Below are 17,915 nucleotides of genomic sequence, written 5' to 3'. Positions count from 1 at the left end.
CGCGCGAGACCACCCCGCCCCGATGACCACCCGCCTGCCCGTCACGCTGCCCGATATCGGCGACTTCTCGGACGTCCCGATCGTCGAGATCCTGATCAAGCCGGGCGACCGCATCGCGGTGGACGACCGGCTCGTCACGCTCGAATCGGACAAGGCGACGATGGAGGTGCCCTCGCCGGTGGCGGGCATCGTGGCGGAGATCCTGGTCGCGGTCGGCGACCGGGTCTCGGCCGGCACGCCGCTCCTCACCGTCGACACGTCGGGCGAGGCCGCGCCCCAGCCCTCCGCGGCGCTCCCTCAGGCACCGGCCGACCCGGCCCCTTCAGCGCCGCCCGCCGCGGCCCCGATCCCGACCTCCGCGCCGCCTCAAGCGCCGGAGGCCTCCCCTGCCGGCCCCCATGCAACCCCGTCGGTGCGGGCCTACGCGCGGGAACTCGGTGTGCCGCTCGCAGCGGTCGCGCCGAGCGGTCCGGCCGGACGGATCCTGAAGGAGGACGTGCAGGGCTACATCCGCGGGGCGCTGGCCGCGCCCGCAGCGCCGCCCGCGCCGGCCGCAGGGATCGGCGCAGGCCTCGCCGCCGGGCTGCCCGCGTGGCCGCAGGTCGATCCGGCGAAGTTCGGGCCGGTGCGGCGCGAGCCGCTGTCGCGCCTGCAGCAGCTCTCGGGTCCCAACCTTGCCCGCAACTGGCTCACCATCCCGCACGTCACCAATTTCGACCACGCCGACGTCACCGAGACGGAAGCCTTCCGGCGCGAGCTGAACGGGGCCTCACCCGCCGTGAAGGTCACGATGACGGCCTTCCTGATGAAGGCGGCGGCCGCGGCCCTGCGGGCCTATCCGCGCTTCAACGCCGTCCTCGACGGCGGCGATCTGATCCTGAAGGACTACGTCCACGTGGGCTTCGCCGCCGATACCCCCCGCGGCCTCGTGGTGCCGGTGGTGCGGGATTGCGACCGCAAGGGAATCGTCGCCATCGCGCAGGAGATGGCGGAGCTGGCGGCGCTGGCCCGCGCCGGCACCCTGCCGGGCAGCGCCATGCAGGGCGGCTGCTTCTCGGTCTCGTCGCTCGGCGGCGTCGGCGGGGACGGCTTCACGCCGATCATCAACGCGCCCGAGGTGGCGATCCTGGGGGCCGCGCCCGCCCGCATCGCGCCGGTCTGGGACGGCGCGCTGTTCCAGCCGCGGCTGATCCTGCCCCTGAGCCTGTCGTGGGATCACCGCGTGGTGGACGGCGTGGCGGCGGCGCGCTTCCTCGCCCATGTGGCGGGCGTGCTGGCGGACATCCGGCGGGCGGCGCAGTGAGAGGGCGGCGGTGAACTACCGGCACGCCTTCCACGCCGGCAACCACGCCGACGTCCTCAAGCACCTCGTGCTGACCCGCGTGCTCGCCTACCTGCAGCGCAAGGCGGCGCCGTTCCGGGCCATCGACACGCATGCGGGGATCGGCTTCTACGACCTCACCGCCGAGGAGGCGGCGCGCACGGGGGAGTGGCATGACGGCTGGGGCCGGCTCGCCGCGCCGTTCGACGCCGCCGTGGAAGCGCTGCTCGCGCCCTACCGGCATGCCGTGGCCGCCGTGCAGGCCCGGCACGGCCCCGAGACCTATCCGGGCTCGCCCGCGCTGATCCGCGAGTTCCTGCGCCCCGGGGACCAGGGCGTGTTCGTGGAGCTGCACCCGGCGGACGGCGCGCTCCTGCGCGAACGCTTCAACCGCGACCCGCGCACCAAGGTGATGGCGCTGGATGGCTGGACGGCGCTGCCGGCGCTGATCCCGCCGAAGGAGCGCCGCGGCCTCGTGCTGATCGACCCGCCCTACGAGGTGCCGGGCGAGATCGACCGGCTCGGGCGCGACCTCGCGCGCGCGGTCTCCAAGTGGCCGACCGGCCTCTATCTCGCATGGTACCCGATCAAGGACATCGGCGCCGTCGACCGCATGGCCGCCGCCCTGAGCGTCGCCCTCGAACGGCCGGCCCTGCGCCTCGACCTGCTGATCGACCGGCCGGACGACCCGAGCCGCCTCGCGGGCAGCGGGCTCATCGTGGTGAACCCGCCCTATACGCTCGCCGCGGAGATGGACCTGGCGCTGCCGGCCCTGGCGGAACGGCTCGCCCGCGGCGGCTACGGGGCCTTCCGCTGCGAGGCGATCGGGCGGGCCGCCTGAGCGGAACCGCACGGCGCAAGTCTGCCGAGGCGCAAGTCTGCCGAGGCTCACGACGGTGCATCAGGCCCGCCGCCGAACCGGCGACCGCGTCGGCGCATGATGCGGGGGGGCTGCAGGGACCCGGGCCAGAGCCTACCCTTCGGCCTTGTCGGTCTGGCCCTGCTTCGCACCGCCGGCCGGATCGGTGGCGTCCTCGCCCCTGGCGTCGGGATCGGTGCGGCCCTGGGGCGTCAGCCGCGGGGCCGCGATGTCGGACTCGTCGGCCTGCGACGCGGCCGGCGGGGTCTGGGTTGTCTTGATCTCGGGCATGGCGCACCTCGCGGGCCGGGACCGGGCCAACGTGCGGAGGCGGAGGCGGTTCTGGCCCGCCTCACTCGTCGTCGCCGAAGAAGTCGCGGCCGGGCTCCTTGCAGCGGTAGCCGATGAAGCATTCCGGGTTGTCGCGGGTCGGCACGAAGGCGCGCGAGGTGATCTCGGTCGGCTCGCAGAAGCTGCGGTCGCGCACGAAGCGGTCGAAGGTCGGCCCGCCCGTGCCGAGCACCAGGGCGCCACGGGCCGCGATCAGGCCGGCGGCCTGGCTGCACAGCATCGTCACGGTCGAGGGGCGCTGCTGCGCGGCGGCCGGCGTCACGAGTCCGGCGACGATCAGCACCGCCGCGCCGCGCCGCGCCATCATCACGTGGATCACCTTCGGCACCTCCGGCATCGAGGCACGGACAACGCCCTTATACTGCCGCAGTTCGCATCGGGATTATAGTAACGGTGTGGAGATGGCTCCGGTGCGGACGGTGTGGCGGCCCGGGCACCAGGGCGGGACGGTCCGGCCGCGTCCCGCTTCGGGGATTGCGCCGCCGGCCCGGTTTCGGGAAGAGTGCGCTCCCCCCTCGGCGGCCCTGCCGATCGCTGCCCGCGAGAATGGTCTGACCTGAGCGATGTGCGAACTGCTCGGCATGAGCGCCAACGTGCCCACCGACATCCGCTTCAGCTTCGCGGGCCTCGCCCGCCGCGGTGGGGAGACCGGCCCGCACGGGGACGGCTGGGGCATCGCCTTCTACGAGGGGCGGGGATGCCGCAGCTTTCACGATCCGGAGGCGAGCGCCCGCTCGGAGATCGCCCGGCTGATCCGCCAGTATCCGATCAAGAGCCGCATCGTGGTGGCGCATGTGCGCCGCGCCAACCGGGGCCGGGTGGCGCTGGAGAACACCCATCCGTTCAGCCGGGAGTTGTGGGGCCGCACCTTCACGTTCGCGCATAACGGTCAGCTCAAGGGCGTGAAGCGGCTGGCCCTCGGCCGCTTCCGGCCGGTGGGCACCACGGACAGCGAGCATGCCTTCTGCTGGATGCTGGGGCGGCTCGAAGCCCGCTGGAAGACGCTGCCGCGCCCGACCCTCCTCGACGGGGCGGTGCGGGCGCTCGCCGCGGAGCTGCACGGGCTCGGCGTGTTCAACATGCTGCTCACCGACAGCCGCACCCTCTACGCGCATTGCGGCAAGCGCCTGTGCTACCTCACCCGGCGGGCTCCCTTCGGCACCGCCACCCTGATCGACGAGGACTGGCGCGTGGACTTCTCCGAGGAGACGACGCCGCACGACATCGTGACGGTTGTGGCCACGCAGCCACTCACCCGCGACGAACGCTGGATCGACCTCCCGCCCGGCACGGTCCTGGCATTCCGTCTCGGCGTACCGGATGGCGACGAGGCGGGCGCAGCGGTCGGGGGCTGAACGCCGCGAACGGGCGGCCTTTTCGGAGTGAGGATCGCGACCCACATCCGAAGGGTGCGCCGGGAGGCACGATGCGCGAGACCAGATCGGACTGGGCAGGACACGGCGTCTGCCCCGCAGGCAGGCGGATGCGACAGCCATGACGACGCGTGACACCGGTCCCGAAGGGCCGCAGGACCTGCGGCCGGGCCTCTCCGCCATGATCCGCAGCCATCTCGGCGATCAGTTGCGCGTCGCCTACGAGGGCCTCGGCGACGAGGACCCGAGCGGGCGCTTCGCCGAACTGATCGCCCGGCTCGAAGCGGCGCTCGCCGCCCAGGGCGAGGTGGTGCGTCCGGAGTTTCGCGACGGGCTGCTGCAGGCGGTGCCGTCGCTGCGCGCCTTCGCGCTCTCGCTCACCAGCAACACCGCGCGGGCCGACGACCTCGTGCAGGACACGCTGCTGAAGGGCTGGCAGCACCGGGCGCGGTTCCAGCCCGGCACCAACCTGAACGCGTGGCTGTTCACCATCCTGCGCAACATCTTCTACTCGGACCACCGCAAGCGCGTGCGCGAGGTGGAGGATCAGGACGGCTCCTATGCGGCCCGCCTCGCCACCGCCCCGCATCAGGGCGACCGGCTCGACGTGGAGGACCTGCAGAGCGCCCTGGCCAAGTTGCCCCCCGACCAGCGCGAGGCTCTGGTTCTGGTGGGCGCCGAGGGCGTGTCCTACGAGGAGGCGGCCACGATCATGGGCTGCAAGGTCGGCACGGTGAAGAGCCGGGTCAGCCGCGCCCGCAACCGCCTCGCCGAACTCCTGGGCTACGACGAGGAGGACCTCGGCACCGACCGGCTGATCCAGTCGGCGATGCCGAAGGACGCCTGAGCGACGCGCCGCCCCTCTCCCGAACCTCTCGACCGGCGGCGCGATTCTGCATCGCAATTAGGCAGAGGACGACTGAACCGTTTCGCGCATCGCGGAGTTACTCCCGCCGAATGCCGCTTCGCTCGACCGGGGCGGACTGAACCGAAACGGAGATTCAGGATGATGAAGACCAAGACGCTGATCGCTGCCGCGGCTCTCGCCCTCTCCCTGCCGGTGGCGGCGCAGGCCCAGGGCCTCGTGCGCGGCGCCGAGCGCGGCGCGCAGGAAGGCGCGGACGCGGCCGGCCCGATCGGCGGCATCGTCGGTGGCGCGGTCGGCGCGGCCACGGGTGCGGTCGGCGGCCTGCTCGGCGTCGACGAGCGTCCGCGCTTCCGCGAATACGCCACCAGCCGCCGCGTGCGCTCCTACGACTACGACGGCGACATCGCGGTCGGCACCGTGCTGCCCTCCTCCGGCGTGAGCTACTACGAGGTGCCCGCCGAGTACGGGGTGCGCGGCCGTCGCTACACAGTCGTGAACGACCGCGTCGTGCTGGTCGACCCGGGCACCCGCCGCATCGTGCAGGTCATCGACTAAGGCGCCTGATCGCCGACCATGTTTCCCGGCGCCGCGTGACGCGGCGCCAGCCCCCGAACCCGGCCCGCCACCCGGCAGGCCGGGTTTTGTTTGTCTCTCACGAATATGTCACCGCAGCGGGCAGATCGTCACCCGGCCGGGTGGCGCAACGATCGACGGGATCGACCGTTGTTCATGACCAATCTTCGGGCAAGGACATCGGACGACCTCATCTGAGCGCTGCGGCGCGCAAGAGCCGCGCGATCGAGGACATGAATCCTCGGGTCGTCCGATCGATGAACAGGAACCGATCATGGAGACCGACGACCCGAACGACGACCGCAAGGCGCCCCTGCCCGATCGGGTGCGGGACCACCTCGCCCAGCAGCTGCGGGCCACCTACAACGCGCAGGCCGAGAAGCCGGATTATCTCGGCGATCCGGCCCTGCCCTCGGCGTTCGACCCGCAGCTGCGCCGGCTGGAGCGGCGCCTGAAGGCGCAGGAAGCGGGGGCCGAGGCGGTGGAGGCGGCCTTGCGCGACCTCACCGGCGGCTCCGGCGGCAACGACGCCCGCTGAGCGTTCCGGCGCCGGCGGAGAACCGGTCCGGGCGTCGCGGGCCGGGGCCGGTGCGGCGGCGCCACGCGTCCGAGATGCGGTCCGCACGGTGGGGCATCTCCGCCCGGATCGGCTTTGCGCCGACTTGGCCCCCGGGCAAGCTTCGCCCCGACCACGCGGGGCTGGAGGATGCGATGGCCGGTTGGGACGCGGCCCAGTACCTCAAATTCGCCGATGAGCGCACGCGCCCGGCCGCCGACCTGCTCGCGCGGGTGCCGCTGGCGGCGCCCGCCCACGTGGTCGATCTCGGCTGCGGACCGGGCAACAGCACGGAACTGCTCGCCGCCCGCTTCCCCGAGGCCCGGGTCTTGGGAGTCGATTCCTCGTCCGACATGCTGGCCGAAGCCCGCCGGCGCCTGCCCGGGTGCCCCTTCGTTCAGGCCGACGTGGCCCAGTTCGTGCCCGAGCCGGCGCCGGACCTGCTGTTCGCCAACGCGGTGCTGCAATGGCTGCCCGACCACGCGACGCTGCTGCCGGGGCTCGCCCGGCGCCTCGCCCCGGGCGGCTGCCTTGCGGTGCAGATGCCCGACAATCTCGAGGAACCCTCGCACCGCCTGATGCGCGCCGTGGCGGCGGAGCCGCCCTTCGCCGAAACCCTCGCGGCTGCGGCCGCCTCGCGGACGCAGCTCGGGAGCATCCGCGACTACGACGCGTGGCTCACGGCGGCCGGCTGCACGGTCGAGATCTGGCGGACCACCTACGTGCATCCGCTCGCAGGCCATTGCGGCATTGTCGAGTGGGTGAAGGGCACGGGCCTGCGCCCCTACCTCGCGCCCCTCGACGGGGAGGCCCAGGCGGCCTTCCTGGCCCGCTACGAACAGGCGCTCGTGGACGCCTACCCGCCGCAGACGGACGGACGCGTGCTCCTGCCCTTCCCGCGTCTGTTCGTGGTGGCGCGGCGGGTGCGGTGAGGGCGCTTCACTCCACCGCCCGCAAGCTCGGCTTCGTGCCGCCCGGCTCCGCCGCGGCGATCGCCCGGCGGACGGTCGAGCGCGCCGCGTCGATGGCGATGCCGGCGGCCGTCAGGGTGCGGTCCTCGGTCGGGCGGTTGAGGGCGTAGCGGGCGATGTTCGCCGCGAGATCGTCGATCTCCGCGGCCATCTCGTCGAGCGCCGCCCGGTCGGCGCTGCGCCGGGCCGTGGAGCGCAGTTCGAGCAGGCGGGCGGTGGCGATCTCGACGCGCTCGCGCCGCAGCCGCGACAGGCGCTGGCTCAACCACGCGAAGGCGGAGCCGAGGCCGCCGCCCAGGAACGCCACGAGGTAGATCCAGGTCTCGTAGCGCTCGATGAAGCCCTGCTGCTCGCGCTCGTAATAGTCGATCGCGCCGGGGTGGATGGGCAGCTTGGCGCTGGTGGCGGCCGCGTTGGCGTCGTAGGCGGGCGCCGCCAGAGCGTTCGCCGCCGGCACGGCCTCGGCAAGGCTGGCTCGCATCTCGAACAGGTGCTGCGTCACCTCGGCGGCAACGTTGCGCGCGAGCGTGGCCCGCGCCATCAGGCGGTAGGAGGTGCCGATGGTGGTCACCGCCTCCTCGGGGATCTTCGGATTGCCCCCGAACAGCCCCTCCGGGACGGTCACGGCCTGGAGGCGCGGCTGGCGCTCGACGAAGGCCTGCGCCTCCGCGACGCCCAACAGGGTGACCTTCCGGTTCCGGCTGGCATTCTGGACGATGCGCAGGATCCGCATCGCCGCCGGCGTCGTCGGCGTGGTCAGGATCACCAGGGCATCCACGCGCTTGCCCGCGAAGGCCTCCGGCAGGTCCTGCTCCTCGACGCCCACCAGCGCCACGCTGCGAGGCGCCGGCGGACCGGAGCCCGGCTCGGTCGCGAGGCTGAGGCCGTAATGCTGGATCACCCGCTGGATCACCGCCTGGTCGGCGGGACGCTCGGGCAGGAAGGCGAGGCGCTTGCGGGCGAGGTCAGGAAACGTCTTGATCCCGCTCGACTCGGGCGTGGCCACGATCACCGCCTGCTCGCGCAGGATCGCCAGGGTGAGGCCGTTGTTCGGCAGCGCCACGTCGGGCCGCACCACCGCGAGATCCGCCCGCCCGTCCTGGAGCGCCGCGGCGCTCTCCTGCACGCCGTCGAAGGACAGGATCCGCAGCTGCAGGCTCTTGTGCTGGGCGGCCAGCGCGTCCGCATAGGCGCGGATCAGCGCCGGCTCAGTGCCACCGCTCGGGGCGACCGCGATGGTGAGCGTGGTGGCGCGCGAGAGATAGAAGGCGAGCCCGGCCGCCGCGGCGAGCAGCACCGCGATGATCAGGAACACCACCTCCCGCCGGAAGGACACGCCCCGCATCCGTTCGTCCCGTTCACGCGCCGCACCGGAGCCGCTGCGGCCCCTGAGGAAGAACCCTCCTGGCCGCGCCAGAGTTGCGGTGGGCGACGCCGCCATGATGTCTCGGCCCACAGCATCGTAAACCGAATTCGCGGCCAGTCCCGGGGATGAGTTTCGGAGTGCGCACGATGCGGCGGGCGAGAGACCGGCCGAATGATCCGAGGATTATTCTGCTCGCTGACGCTCGGCGGTGATCATGTAGTTCACGCCGGTGTCGCGGGCGGCACGCCAGACGTCGCCGAGGGGGTTGTAGACGACGCCGGTGAGGTCGGTGACGCGAAGCCCCCCGGCTGCGACGTCGCGGCCGAGTTCGTCCGGCGTGACGAACTTGTCCCAGTCGTGGGTGCCCTTCGGCAGCCAGCCGAGTACGTACTCGGCCCCCACGATGGCGAGCGCGTAGGAGCGCATAGTCCGGTTGATGGTCGCCGCGAACAACAATCCCCTCGGCTTCACCGCCGCACAGGCGGTGCGGATGAAGGCCGTGCGGTCGGCGACGTGCTCCACCACCTCCATCGCCAGCACGGCGTCGAACCGCTCGCCCGCCGCGACCACCGCCTCGATCGTCTCCTCACGGTAGTCGACCGGCACGCCCGCCTCCTCCGCGTGGGCGCGCGCGACGCGGATGTTGGTCGGCGCCGGATCGAGGCCGGTGACGGCGGCCCCGAGGCGGGCCAGCGGCTCGGAGAGCACGCCGCCGCCGCAGCCGATATCGACGATCCGCAGACCGTCGAGGGGCGCGGAAGAGAGCGGGTCGCGGCCGTGATGCCGGCAGAGGGCGTCGCGGATGTAGGTCAGGCGCACCGGGTTGAAGCGGTGCAGCACCCGCATCGGTCCGGCCTCGTCCCACCACGTCGCGGCGATGCGCTCGAAGCGGGCGACCTCGTCGCGGTCGATCGAGGAGGCGGCAGGCGGGCTCATCGGCGCGGTCTCCGGAGCCGCGCGCGAGGGCGGCCGCTCCCGAGGTAGCGCATCGGCGCGGTCGGGCCAATCGCCCGGGCGGGAGGCCGCCGCGCCCCTGATTGACACCCGCCCCCGCCCCGGCTACCCGCCCGGCATCGCGCAGGCCTGCCCGCGCCCGGCAAACCTTCCCTGGTGCCATGCCCCGCTTGGTGATGAAATTCGGCGGCACGTCCGTCGCCACGGTCGACCGCATCCGCAACGTCGCCCGCCACGTCGCCCGCGAGGTCCGCGCCGGCTACGAGGTCGCGGTCGTGGTCTCGGCGATGGCCGGCAAGACCAACGAACTCGTCGCGTGGTGCAAGGACGCCTCGCCCCTCTACGCGCAATCCGAGTACGACGCGGTGGTGGCCTCGGGCGAGCAGGTGACGTCCGGGCTGCTCGCCATCGTGCTCAACGAGATGGGCCTCAGGGCCCGGTCCTGGCAGGGCTGGCAGATCCCGATCGAGACCTCCGACCAGCACGGCTCGGCCCGCATCGCGCAGATCGACGGTTCGCGGCTCGATGCCGGCTTCCGGCGCGGCGAGATCGCGGTGATCGCGGGCTTCCAGGGCATCCACGCCGAGACCGGGCGCCTCACCACCCTGGGCCGCGGCGGCTCCGACACCAGCGCGGTGGCGGTGGCGGCGGCGATCGGGGCGGAACGCTGCGACATCTACACGGACGTCGACGGCGTCTACACCACCGACCCGCGCATCGTGCCCAAGGCCCGGCGCCTGGAGCGCGTCGCCTTCGAGGAGATGCTGGAGATGGCCTCCCTCGGCGCCAAGGTGCTGCAGGTGCGCTCGGTCGAACTCGCGATGGTGCACCGGGTGCCGACCACGGTCCGCTCCTCCTTCGACGACCCCGACGACGCCCGCCCCGGCACCCTCATCTGCGACGAGGACGACATCGTGGAACAGCAGATCATCACGGGCATCGCCTTCTCCAAGGACGAGGCCCAGATCACGCTCCGCCGAGTGAAGGACAAGCCCGGCATCGCGGCCGCCATCTTCGGCCCGCTGGCGGACGCCAACATCAACGTCGACATGATCATCCAGGTCGTGTCGAGCGACGGCGACACCACCGACATGACGTTCACGGTGCCGGCCAACGATTACGAGCGCGCCCGCTCGATCCTCGATGCACAGACCGGCGTGATCGACTTCGAGCGGATCGAGGGAGCCACCGACGTGGTGAAGATCTCGGCGATCGGCATCGGCATGCGCAGCCACGCGGGCGTCGCCGCCAAGGCGTTCCGGGCTCTCGCCGACAAGGGCATCAACATCCGGGCGATCACCACCTCCGAGATCAAGTTCTCGGTCCTGATCGACGCCGCCTATACGGAACTGGCGGTGCGCACGCTGCATTCGCTCTACGGCCTCGACAAGGCCTGACGGGTCGGACTTTCGGCCGGAGCGGGGCAGGCGCGGGAGACGGCGCTTGCCCGCCGGGCGCCGGACTCGCTATACGGCCGTGACGAGGCCCGTCCCGTGGTCCCGGCCCCAGGGCACCTCACGGTTGCCCTGCGCCGGGCCCGGCTCGCCGAAGGGTGGAAGACCACACGATGCCCGCTGCGCCTGGAGGCCCGCGCCTGCTACTGCGCCGCCTCCGCGAAGCCATGGCGGAGCCGGTCGGCGCGCAGGCGCGCCTCGACCGCATCGTCGTGATCATCGCGGCCAACATGGTGGCCGAGGTCTGCTCCGTCTACGTGATGCGCGACGACGGCACGATGGAGCTGTTCGCCACGGAGGGCCTCAACCGCGAGGCGGTGCACCTCACCACCATGCGGGCGGGCGAGGGTCTGGTCGGCCTGATCGCCGCCACCGCCGAGCCGCTCTCGCTCTCCGACGCGCAGTCGCACCCGGCCTATTCCTACCGGCCCGAGACCGGCGAGGAGATCTATCACGCCTTCCTGGGCGTGCCGCTCCTGCGGGCCGGCAACACGCTCGGCGTGCTGGTGGTGCAGAACCGGACCTACCGGGTCTATTCCGAGGAGGAGATCGAGGCGCTCCAGACCACCGCCATGGTGCTGGCGGAGATGATCGCCTCGGGCGAGCTGCAGGCGCTCTCGCCGGGCACCGTCAACGCGTCGCGCCGCGCCCTCGTCCAGGCGGGGGTGCCGCTCGCGGACGGCGTCGGCCTCGGCCACGTGGTGCTTCACGAGCCGCGCATCGTGGTCAAGAACCTCATCGCCGAGAACGTCGAGCGGGAGGTGGCCCGGCTCGAGACCGCCATCGCGGAGGTGCGCTCGGCCATCGACGATCTGGTGGAGCGCGGCGACGTCGCGGGGGCGGGCGAGCACCGGGAGGTGCTGGAGACGGTGCGGATGTTCGCCCACGACCAGGGCTGGCTGCGCCGCATGCGCGAGGCCGTGCTCTCGGGGCTGACCGCCGAGGCCGCCGTCGAGCGGGTGCAGTCGGACAACCGGGCCCGCATGCTGCGCCAGAGCGACCCCTACCTGCGCGAGCGGCTGCACGATCTCGACGATCTCGCCAACCGCCTGCTGCGCCAGCTCGTGGGCCATGCGGGAGCCGGCCCCGGTGCGATGCCGGAGAACGCCATCCTGGTGGCCCGCTCGATGGGACCGGCGGCCCTGCTCGACTACGACCGCGCCCGCCTGCGCGGGGTGGTGCTGGAGGAAGGCGGGCCGACGAGCCACATCGCCATCGTGGCGCGGGCGCTCGGCATTCCGGCGGTGGGCGAGGTGGCCAACGCCACCGCGCTCGTCGAATCGGGCGATGCCATCATCGTCGACGGCGCCACCGGCGAGGTGCAGATCCGCCCCGGCCCCGAGGTCGAGGCGGCCTATGCCGAGAAGGCGCGGCTGCGCGCCCGCCGCCAGGAACAGTACCGGGCGCTGCGCGACCTGCCGTCGCTGACGCGCGACGGGGTGCCGATCTCGCTGCAGCTCAATGCCGGGCTGCTCGTCGACCTCTCGCACCTGCAGGAGACCGGCGCCGAGGGCATCGGGCTCTTCCGCACCGAGCTGCAGTTCATGGTGGCCGAGCGCATGCCCGCGGCGGCCGAGCAGCAGGTGCTCTACGAGGCCGTGTTCGCGGCCGCGGGCGACCTGCCGGTGACGGTCCGCACCCTCGACATCGGGGGCGACAAGGTCCTGCCCTACATGAAGGCGCCGGAGGAGGAGAACCCGGCGCTGGGCTGGCGGGCGATCCGCATCGGCCTCGACCGGCCGGGGCTGCTGCGCATGCAGCTGCGCGCCCTCCTCAAGGCGGCGGGCGGGCGCCCGCTGCGGATCATGTTCCCGATGGTCGCCACCGTGGACGAGTTCGTCCGAGCCAAGGCGATCGTGGAGCGCGAGAAGGCGCATCTCGCCCGCCACGGCCATCCCCTGCCGGCGGAGTGCCGCCTCGGCGTGATGGTCGAGGTGCCCTCGCTGCTGTTCCAGATGGACGAGATCGCGGCGGCGGCCGACTTCCTGTCGGTAGGCTCGAACGACCTGATGCAGTTCCTGTTCGCGGTCGACCGCGAGAACCGCCAGGTCGCCAACCGCTTCGACCCGCTCTGCGCCGCGGCCCTGCGGGCCTTCCGCATCATCGCCGAGCGGGCCAACGCGGCCGGCACCCCGGTCTCGGTCTGCGGCGAGATCGGCGGGCGCCCGCTCGAAGCCATGGCGCTGATCGGCCTGGGCTTCCGCGCCCTCTCGATGTCGCCGGCCGCGATCGGCCCGGTGAAGGCGATGGTGCTCAGCCTCGATGCCGGCGCGATCGGGGCCTTCCTGGAGGCGGAACTGGCCCGGACGGGCGACGGCGCCTCGCTGCGCCCGGCGCTCGCGGCCTTCGCCGAGGCGCACGGCATCCCGGTCTGACCTGCTTGTTGGTCGCTTGAGACTTCGACCTTCCGCTGCGATACCTGCGGGCGTTGGACGTAGCATTCCCTGTCGCGAGGGCCTCGTGGCACGCGAGGCTAGCGGCGGCTTTGCCGACCGCCGCCCACCGAGCCGGCATCACAGGGAAGGGGGTGAACGATGTGAACGGGTTATCGTTCGTGACGATCACGGTCGCGAATGGCCCGACCGGATGGCTCATCACCATCACGATCGGGCTGATGTTGGACATGCATCCAACAAAGAGGGCTCGCGGGGTGCCACCCGCGGGTCCTCGCCCTCAGATGGGACCACGTTGCGTGGTTCACCACAAGGGGCGCACCCCGTCTCCGCGCAAAGTGCAGGACGCCCGTGCTTCCGGGCGCCTCGCCAGACGGCCCAGACCTGCTATACGCGGGGCGCTCCGGGCGGCGTGAGGCGCGCCGCCGCTGCCGGATGATCCGGCCGAGACGCAAGCCCATATCCACCCGATGATCGCGATCCCTTCCGACAGACTCGACGCCATCCTGGCGCGGCACGACATCGTGACGGCGACGCTCAGCGCCGGCGAGGCCGATTCCGACAGCTTCGTCCAGCTCTCGCGCGAACTCTCCGACCTCGACGACGTCGTGGCGGCGATCCGGGCCTACCGGTCCGCCGAGGCGGAGCTGCGCGGCGTCGAGGCGATGCTGCAGGAAGGCGATCCCGAGATGCGGGCGCTCGCCGCGGAGGAGAAGCCGGACGCCGAGGCGGCGCGCGACGCCGCCGCCAAGGCGCTGCAGATCCTGCTCCTGCCCAAGGACGCGGCCGACGAGAAGAGCGCCATCCTGGAGGTGCGGGCCGGCACGGGCGGGGACGAGGCCGCCCTGTTCGCGGGCGACCTCTTCCGCATGTACGCGCGCTACGCCGACCTGAAGGGCTGGAAGGTCGAGATCGTCTCCGAGAGCCCGGGCACGATGGGCGGCTACCGCGAGGTGGTGGCGGAGGTGAAGGGGCGCGGGGTCTTCGCGCGGCTGAAGTTCGAGAGCGGCGCCCACCGGGTGCAGCGCGTGCCGGAGACCGAGACCCAGGGGCGCATCCACACCTCGGCGGCGACCGTCGCGGTGTTGCCCGAGGCCGAGGACGTCGACATCCACGTCAACGAGGCCGACCTGAAGATCGACACCATGCGGGCGCAGGGAGCCGGCGGCCAGCACGTCAACAAGACCGAATCGGCAATCCGCATCACCCACGTGCCGAGCGGCATCGTGGTCTTCGTCCAGGAAGAGCGCTCGCAGCACAAGAACCGCGCGAAGGCGCTCGCCGTGCTGCGGGCCCGCCTGTACGAGCAAGAGCGCAGCCAGAAGGATGCGGCGCGGGCCGCCGACCGGCGGGCGCAGGTGGGCAGCGGCGACCGCTCGGAGCGCATCCGCACCTACAACTTCCCGCAGGCCCGCGTCACCGACCACCGCATCAACCTGACGCTCTACAAGCTGGAGGAGGTGCTGGCCGGCACCGCCCTCGACGAACTCGTCGACGCCCTCGTCACCGAGCATCAGGCGGCGCTCCTGGCCGCCGAAGGCCTGGGATGAGCCGGGAGGTGGGCGACGGCCTCGCGCCGGATCTCCCACGGGCGCAGGCGCTGGTGCGCGCGGGCGCCCGGCTCGCCGGACGCGGCATCGAGACCGCGGCCCTCGATGCCCGGATCCTGACCCTCGACAGCCTTGGCCTCTCGGCGGTCGACCTCGCCCTGCGGGGCGACGAGCCGATCGGCCCCGAGGGCGCCGCGCGCCTGGAGGCGGCCCTGGCGCGGCGGGAAGCCGGGGAGCCGGTGGCGCGCATCCTCGGCACCTGGGACTTCTGGGGCCTGCCCTTCCGGCTCTCGCCCGCCACCCTGGTGCCGCGCCCCGATACCGAGACGGTGGTGGAGGCCGCCCTCGCCCTCGGCCTTCCCCGCGAGGCCCCGCGCCGCCTGCTCGACCTCGGCACCGGCTCGGGCTGCCTCCTCGTCGCGCTCCTCTCCGAGTGGCCGCGCGCCATCGGTCTCGGGCTCGACCGCTCGCACGAGGCCCTGCTCACGGCCCGCGACAATGCGCTGCGCAACGCGGTCGCCGCGCGGGCGTTGTTCGTGCGGGGCGACTGGGGTGCGGCGCTGCGCGGGCCCTTCGACGTCATCGTCTCGAATCCGCCCTACATCGCCGCCAGAGTCATCGCCGGGCTCGCCGAGGAGGTGCGGTCCCACGACCCCCGGCTCGCCCTCGACGGCGGCGAGGACGGGCTCGATGCCTACCGGGTGATCATCGCCCAGGCGCCGGAACTGCTGGCGCCGGGGGGGCGGCTCGTCGTCGAGATGGGATTCGATCAGGAGGGGCCGTTGCGTGCCCTGGCGGAAGGCTCGGACTTGCGCGTGCTGGGGGTGCGCCGCGATCTGGCCGGACACTCGCGGGTGGCGGTGCTGGGGCACGGCTCCGCGGGGGCAGCGGATTCCTCAAGTTTTTGATGTTCTTGCGTGCGATTTCACTTGGCTCCACATGCTGAAGCCGCTAACGTCCCCCGGCAGATCGTGAATGGTCCGGCAAGACAGCCTGGCTAAGTTTTTGGGCGCGATCCCAGGCGCGGAACTTGGACGATCTTCCACCACCGGGCAGATTCAGGGGCACGAAGGCAGTCCGGCTCGGTGATCCGTATCTGACAATCGTTGGGCGACCCGAGCGCGCGTGAGCCCGCGGTTGAGCAGTGCACGACGGACATCGTCGCTGGGGTACGGACGGCTCACAGGCCGGCCGGCGCCGCAACCGGGTTCGTCCCCAGTCCAGTCCCTTGAGAGTGTCGAACGAGGGTCAGTCTAGACCGATGAGACCAAATCAGAACAGGCGTATGCGTGGCCGCAACCGCAGCAAGGGCCCGAATCCGCTCACCCGGGCCTACGAATCGAACGGCCCCGATGTGAAGATCCGCGGTACCGCCCAGCATATCGCCGAGAAATACGCGCAGCTCGCGCGCGACGCGCAGGCGAGCGGCGACCCGGTGATGGCCGAGAACTATTTCCAGCACGGCGAGCACTACCAGCGCATCATCGCCGCTGCGAACGAGCAGTACCGGCAGCAGTTCGGCGGATTCGGCCGCGGACCCTTCGACGACGAGGGCGACGAGGGCGACGACGAGGGGCCGCAGGCGAACGGCTACGCGGCCGGAGGTCCGGAGGGACGCGGCCCCAACGGTTACGCCCCGAACGGCTACGGCCATGGGGGCGAGGATTACGTCGATCCCTCCCAGCAGCCCCAGCCCTACGAGAGCCGCGGCGAGCCCGACAACCGGCCCGCGCGCTTCGATCGGCAGGACCGTCGCGAGCGGTTCCAGAACCGCGACCGGCCGCAGCGCCAGGATCGCCAGGACCGGCCTCCGCAGGAGCGCGATCACCAGCAGCGCGATCACCAGCGGCAGGATTTTCGCGGCGAGCCGCAGCGCCAGGAGTTCCGGGGCGAGAATCGCGGCGAGTTCCGCCGCGAGCGGCCCCGCCGCGAGGAGCCGCGGGCCGAAGCGCCGCCCGCCGAGGAGCCCGGCCTGCCGGCTTTCCTGACCAACCCCGCCCGCCCGCCGGCCCCTGCGGCCGAGCCGGCGCCGGTCCCGGCCCCTGCGGCCGAGGCCGCCGGAGAAGCCCCTGCCCGCCCGCGCCGCCGCCGCCGCACCCGCTACGAGGGTGCCCCCGGCGAGGCTCCGGCCGAGGGAGGCGGCGAGCTCTTCCCGCCCAAGACGACCGACGCGCCGTCGGAATGATGCGCAGCGGTGCGGAGTCTCGGCTCCGCACCGCTCGCCGTGAGACGGCCTTCCGCCCACATCGGGATCAACCGCGCCAATCGGTGAATCCGATGACGCGGTGGCGGATGCGGAAATCGCGTCCGGCCTCGCCGAATGGCGCGAGATCCCAGATCCAGTCGCGCTCCGGCTCTCCGGGATCGAGGCCGTGGAGAAGATCGGTGCGCGCGACCACGCGGCCGGCCCGATCCTCCTCGACCGCCTCCACGTCGGTGACGAGGCAGGTTCTGGCGCGCAGCCCGGAGAGGGCATCGAGGTGCTGCGCCACGATGCGCCGACCGAAGGCCTCCGCTGTCTGCGGACATCGCCCGGCGATCCGCTCGGCCGGAAGGATCGGCAACTGCGAGAGCAGGTTGGCGGAGACGACGAGATCCGTTTCGGGGTCTGAGCAGACGGGCGGAAGGGCCGGGGCGAGATCGTCGGCGCGCCCGCTGAGCAGCGGCAGGGCACCGCTGAGCTCCATGGTCAGGAGCGTCACGTTGGCGAAGCGGCGGGCTTGGCGGCGCGCCGACCAAGGATGCACGGCATCAACCAGCACCACGCGCCGGAAGGCTGCGGCCAGATCGGGGAGCGGCACGTCGTCGAGGAGACCCGAGCCGAGGACGACGGCCGTCCCTCGCCCGGGCGAGGCCGCAACGGCGTCGCGCACCACAGCGCGCGCCGCGGCGAGATGGGGCGCCCAGGCCGCCCGGCAGCGCCGCGAGCGCGAGCGCAGCCAGACGCTGTCACGCACGTAGCCGAAGCGGCGATGCGCGAGCGGGGCCGGCAAGGTCAGATAGTGGACAAGATCGACGAGCACGACGGCACGGCGGGACGCACGCCTCCCCTCCCCTGCTGCGAGATGACGTTCGGGAACCGATCCGGCGCCGGACCGTTCACAGGCAGCTTGGCGCTTGGCACAGAACGGAGACGACGGTGGGCAATCTCATCCGCATCATCCTGCTCGTCATCATCCCGCCGGTCGGGGTGCTGTTCACGGTCGGGCTCGGGCTGCAGTTCTGGCTGAACCTGCTGCTGACATTGTTCGGCTATTTTCCCGGCCTCGTCCATGCCGTCTGGGTGGTGACGCGGCGCTGATCCGGTCACGCAGAAAACCCCCGGC

General features: G+C 72.3%; 18 protein-coding genes. 13 read left to right on the top strand and 5 right to left on the bottom strand.

All coding sequences use genetic code 11. The features are described 5' to 3' along the window. Positions 1-22: 22 nt before the first annotated feature. Both MFF61_RS31945 and MFF61_RS31940 read left to right on the top strand, forming a co-directional pair. Complete coding sequence (locus tag MFF61_RS31945) at positions 23-1,303, top strand: 2-oxo acid dehydrogenase subunit E2 (RefSeq protein ID WP_238241717.1); 1,281 nt, start codon at positions 23-25, stop codon at positions 1,301-1,303. 10 nt (positions 1,304-1,313) lie between these two features. Beyond that, complete coding sequence (locus tag MFF61_RS31940; RefSeq protein ID WP_238241714.1) at positions 1,314-2,162, top strand: 23S rRNA (adenine(2030)-N(6))-methyltransferase RlmJ; 849 nt, start codon at positions 1,314-1,316, stop codon at positions 2,160-2,162. Positions 2,163-2,294: 132 nt separating this feature from the next. Here the strand turns inward: MFF61_RS31940 and MFF61_RS31935 are convergent, their stop codons facing one another. Continuing rightward, positions 2,295-2,471 carry a hypothetical protein gene (locus MFF61_RS31935; RefSeq protein ID WP_238241713.1) on the bottom strand — a complete coding sequence of 59 codons (177 nt, stop codon included), beginning with the start codon at positions 2,469-2,471 and terminating at the stop codon, positions 2,295-2,297. 61 nt (positions 2,472-2,532) lie between these two features. Next, the gene (locus MFF61_RS31930) at positions 2,533-2,838 is read right to left on the bottom strand and encodes a hypothetical protein (protein WP_238241716.1); all 306 of its coding nucleotides are present in this window, start codon (positions 2,836-2,838) and stop codon (positions 2,533-2,535) included. Positions 2,839-3,094: 256 nt separating this feature from the next. On the opposite strand from MFF61_RS31930, the gene MFF61_RS31925 reads away from it, so the two are divergent. From MFF61_RS31925 to tam, 5 genes are all read left to right on the top strand, one after another. Then, positions 3,095-3,886: a class II glutamine amidotransferase gene (locus tag MFF61_RS31925; RefSeq protein WP_238241712.1), complete on the top strand. Its 792-nt coding sequence runs from the start codon at positions 3,095-3,097 to the stop codon at positions 3,884-3,886. A 139-nt stretch (positions 3,887-4,025) separates the two neighbouring features. Next, the gene (locus MFF61_RS31920; RefSeq protein WP_238241711.1) at positions 4,026-4,751 is read left to right on the top strand and encodes a sigma-70 family RNA polymerase sigma factor; all 726 of its coding nucleotides are present in this window, start codon (positions 4,026-4,028) and stop codon (positions 4,749-4,751) included. A gap of 162 nt (positions 4,752-4,913) precedes the next feature. Next, positions 4,914-5,327 (top strand): DUF1236 domain-containing protein, encoded by a 414-nt coding sequence (locus MFF61_RS31915; protein ID WP_238241715.1) that lies wholly within the window; start codon positions 4,914-4,916, stop codon positions 5,325-5,327. Positions 5,328-5,619: 292 nt separating this feature from the next. After that, complete coding sequence (locus tag MFF61_RS31910; protein ID WP_238241710.1) at positions 5,620-5,883, top strand: hypothetical protein; 264 nt, start codon at positions 5,620-5,622, stop codon at positions 5,881-5,883. A 173-nt stretch (positions 5,884-6,056) separates the two neighbouring features. Next, positions 6,057-6,833: a trans-aconitate 2-methyltransferase gene (gene tam, locus MFF61_RS31905; RefSeq protein WP_238241709.1), complete on the top strand. Its 777-nt coding sequence runs from the start codon at positions 6,057-6,059 to the stop codon at positions 6,831-6,833. Positions 6,834-6,840: 7 nt separating this feature from the next. On the opposite strand, the gene MFF61_RS31900 is transcribed toward tam, so the two are convergent. Further along, positions 6,841-8,217 carry a TAXI family TRAP transporter solute-binding subunit gene (locus tag MFF61_RS31900; RefSeq protein WP_238241708.1) on the bottom strand — a complete coding sequence of 459 codons (1,377 nt, stop codon included), beginning with the start codon at positions 8,215-8,217 and terminating at the stop codon, positions 6,841-6,843. A gap of 204 nt (positions 8,218-8,421) precedes the next feature. Beyond that, positions 8,422-9,174 (bottom strand): bifunctional 2-polyprenyl-6-hydroxyphenol methylase/3-demethylubiquinol 3-O-methyltransferase UbiG, encoded by a 753-nt coding sequence (gene ubiG / locus MFF61_RS31895; protein WP_238241707.1) that lies wholly within the window; start codon positions 9,172-9,174, stop codon positions 8,422-8,424. A 179-nt stretch (positions 9,175-9,353) separates the two neighbouring features. Here ubiG and MFF61_RS31890 point away from each other — a divergent pair, with 179 nt between their 5' ends. The 5 genes from MFF61_RS31890 to MFF61_RS31870 all read left to right on the top strand — a co-directional run bounded on the left by MFF61_RS31890 (position 9,354) and on the right by MFF61_RS31870 (position 16,774). Continuing rightward, positions 9,354-10,589: an aspartate kinase gene (locus tag MFF61_RS31890; RefSeq protein WP_238241706.1), complete on the top strand. Its 1,236-nt coding sequence runs from the start codon at positions 9,354-9,356 to the stop codon at positions 10,587-10,589. Between the two features lie 170 nt (positions 10,590-10,759). After that, positions 10,760-13,021: a phosphoenolpyruvate--protein phosphotransferase gene (gene ptsP / locus MFF61_RS31885; RefSeq protein ID WP_238241705.1), complete on the top strand. Its 2,262-nt coding sequence runs from the start codon at positions 10,760-10,762 to the stop codon at positions 13,019-13,021. Positions 13,022-13,509: 488 nt separating this feature from the next. Then, entirely contained in the window at positions 13,510-14,589 is a 1,080-nt protein-coding gene (gene prfA, locus MFF61_RS31880) for a peptide chain release factor 1 (protein WP_238241704.1), read from the top strand. Then, positions 14,586-15,497 (top strand): peptide chain release factor N(5)-glutamine methyltransferase, encoded by a 912-nt coding sequence (prmC, locus tag MFF61_RS31875; RefSeq protein ID WP_238241703.1) that lies wholly within the window; start codon positions 14,586-14,588, stop codon positions 15,495-15,497. The genes prfA and prmC overlap by 4 nt, the downstream gene beginning before the upstream one ends. 377 nt (positions 15,498-15,874) lie before the next feature. Continuing rightward, complete coding sequence (locus tag MFF61_RS31870; RefSeq protein ID WP_238241702.1) at positions 15,875-16,774, top strand: DUF4167 domain-containing protein; 900 nt, start codon at positions 15,875-15,877, stop codon at positions 16,772-16,774. Positions 16,775-16,841: 67 nt separating this feature from the next. On the opposite strand, the gene MFF61_RS31865 is transcribed toward MFF61_RS31870, so the two are convergent. Continuing rightward, positions 16,842-17,612, bottom strand: a complete 771-nt coding sequence (locus tag MFF61_RS31865) for a hypothetical protein (RefSeq protein ID WP_238241701.1) — start codon at positions 17,610-17,612, stop codon at positions 16,842-16,844. Positions 17,613-17,728: 116 nt separating this feature from the next. Between MFF61_RS31865 and MFF61_RS31860 the strand changes: the two genes are divergently transcribed. Further along, positions 17,729-17,890 carry a YqaE/Pmp3 family membrane protein gene (locus MFF61_RS31860; RefSeq protein WP_238241700.1) on the top strand — a complete coding sequence of 54 codons (162 nt, stop codon included), beginning with the start codon at positions 17,729-17,731 and terminating at the stop codon, positions 17,888-17,890. Positions 17,891-17,915: the final 25 nt, after the last annotated feature.

Source organism: Methylobacterium isbiliense (assembly GCF_022179325.1).
Taxonomy (GTDB): domain Bacteria; phylum Pseudomonadota; class Alphaproteobacteria; order Rhizobiales; family Beijerinckiaceae; genus Methylobacterium; species Methylobacterium isbiliense.
Note: the sequence above shows the minus strand (reverse complement) of the source record. Positions and strands in the feature narration are given on the sequence as shown.

Coding starts and splice junctions, on each gene's coding strand:
- prfA (WP_238241704.1), top strand. CDS start 13,510: ATGATCGCGATCCCTTCCGACAGACTCGACGCCATCCTGGCGCGGCAC.
- prmC (WP_238241703.1), top strand. CDS start 14,586: ATGAGCCGGGAGGTGGGCGACGGCCTCGCGCCGGATCTCCCACGGGCG.
- MFF61_RS31900 (WP_238241708.1), bottom strand. CDS start 8,217: ATGCGGGGCGTGTCCTTCCGGCGGGAGGTGGTGTTCCTGATCATCGCG.
- ptsP (WP_238241705.1), top strand. CDS start 10,760: ATGCCCGCTGCGCCTGGAGGCCCGCGCCTGCTACTGCGCCGCCTCCGC.
- MFF61_RS31870 (WP_238241702.1), top strand. CDS start 15,875: ATGCGTGGCCGCAACCGCAGCAAGGGCCCGAATCCGCTCACCCGGGCC.
- MFF61_RS31890 (WP_238241706.1), top strand. CDS start 9,354: ATGCCCCGCTTGGTGATGAAATTCGGCGGCACGTCCGTCGCCACGGTC.
- ubiG (WP_238241707.1), bottom strand. CDS start 9,174: ATGAGCCCGCCTGCCGCCTCCTCGATCGACCGCGACGAGGTCGCCCGC.
- MFF61_RS31930 (WP_238241716.1), bottom strand. CDS start 2,838: ATGATGGCGCGGCGCGGCGCGGCGGTGCTGATCGTCGCCGGACTCGTG.
- MFF61_RS31935 (WP_238241713.1), bottom strand. CDS start 2,471: ATGCCCGAGATCAAGACAACCCAGACCCCGCCGGCCGCGTCGCAGGCC.
- MFF61_RS31915 (WP_238241715.1), top strand. CDS start 4,914: ATGAAGACCAAGACGCTGATCGCTGCCGCGGCTCTCGCCCTCTCCCTG.
- tam (WP_238241709.1), top strand. CDS start 6,057: ATGGCCGGTTGGGACGCGGCCCAGTACCTCAAATTCGCCGATGAGCGC.
- MFF61_RS31945 (WP_238241717.1), top strand. CDS start 23: ATGACCACCCGCCTGCCCGTCACGCTGCCCGATATCGGCGACTTCTCG.
- MFF61_RS31925 (WP_238241712.1), top strand. CDS start 3,095: ATGTGCGAACTGCTCGGCATGAGCGCCAACGTGCCCACCGACATCCGC.
- MFF61_RS31920 (WP_238241711.1), top strand. CDS start 4,026: ATGACGACGCGTGACACCGGTCCCGAAGGGCCGCAGGACCTGCGGCCG.
- MFF61_RS31910 (WP_238241710.1), top strand. CDS start 5,620: ATGGAGACCGACGACCCGAACGACGACCGCAAGGCGCCCCTGCCCGAT.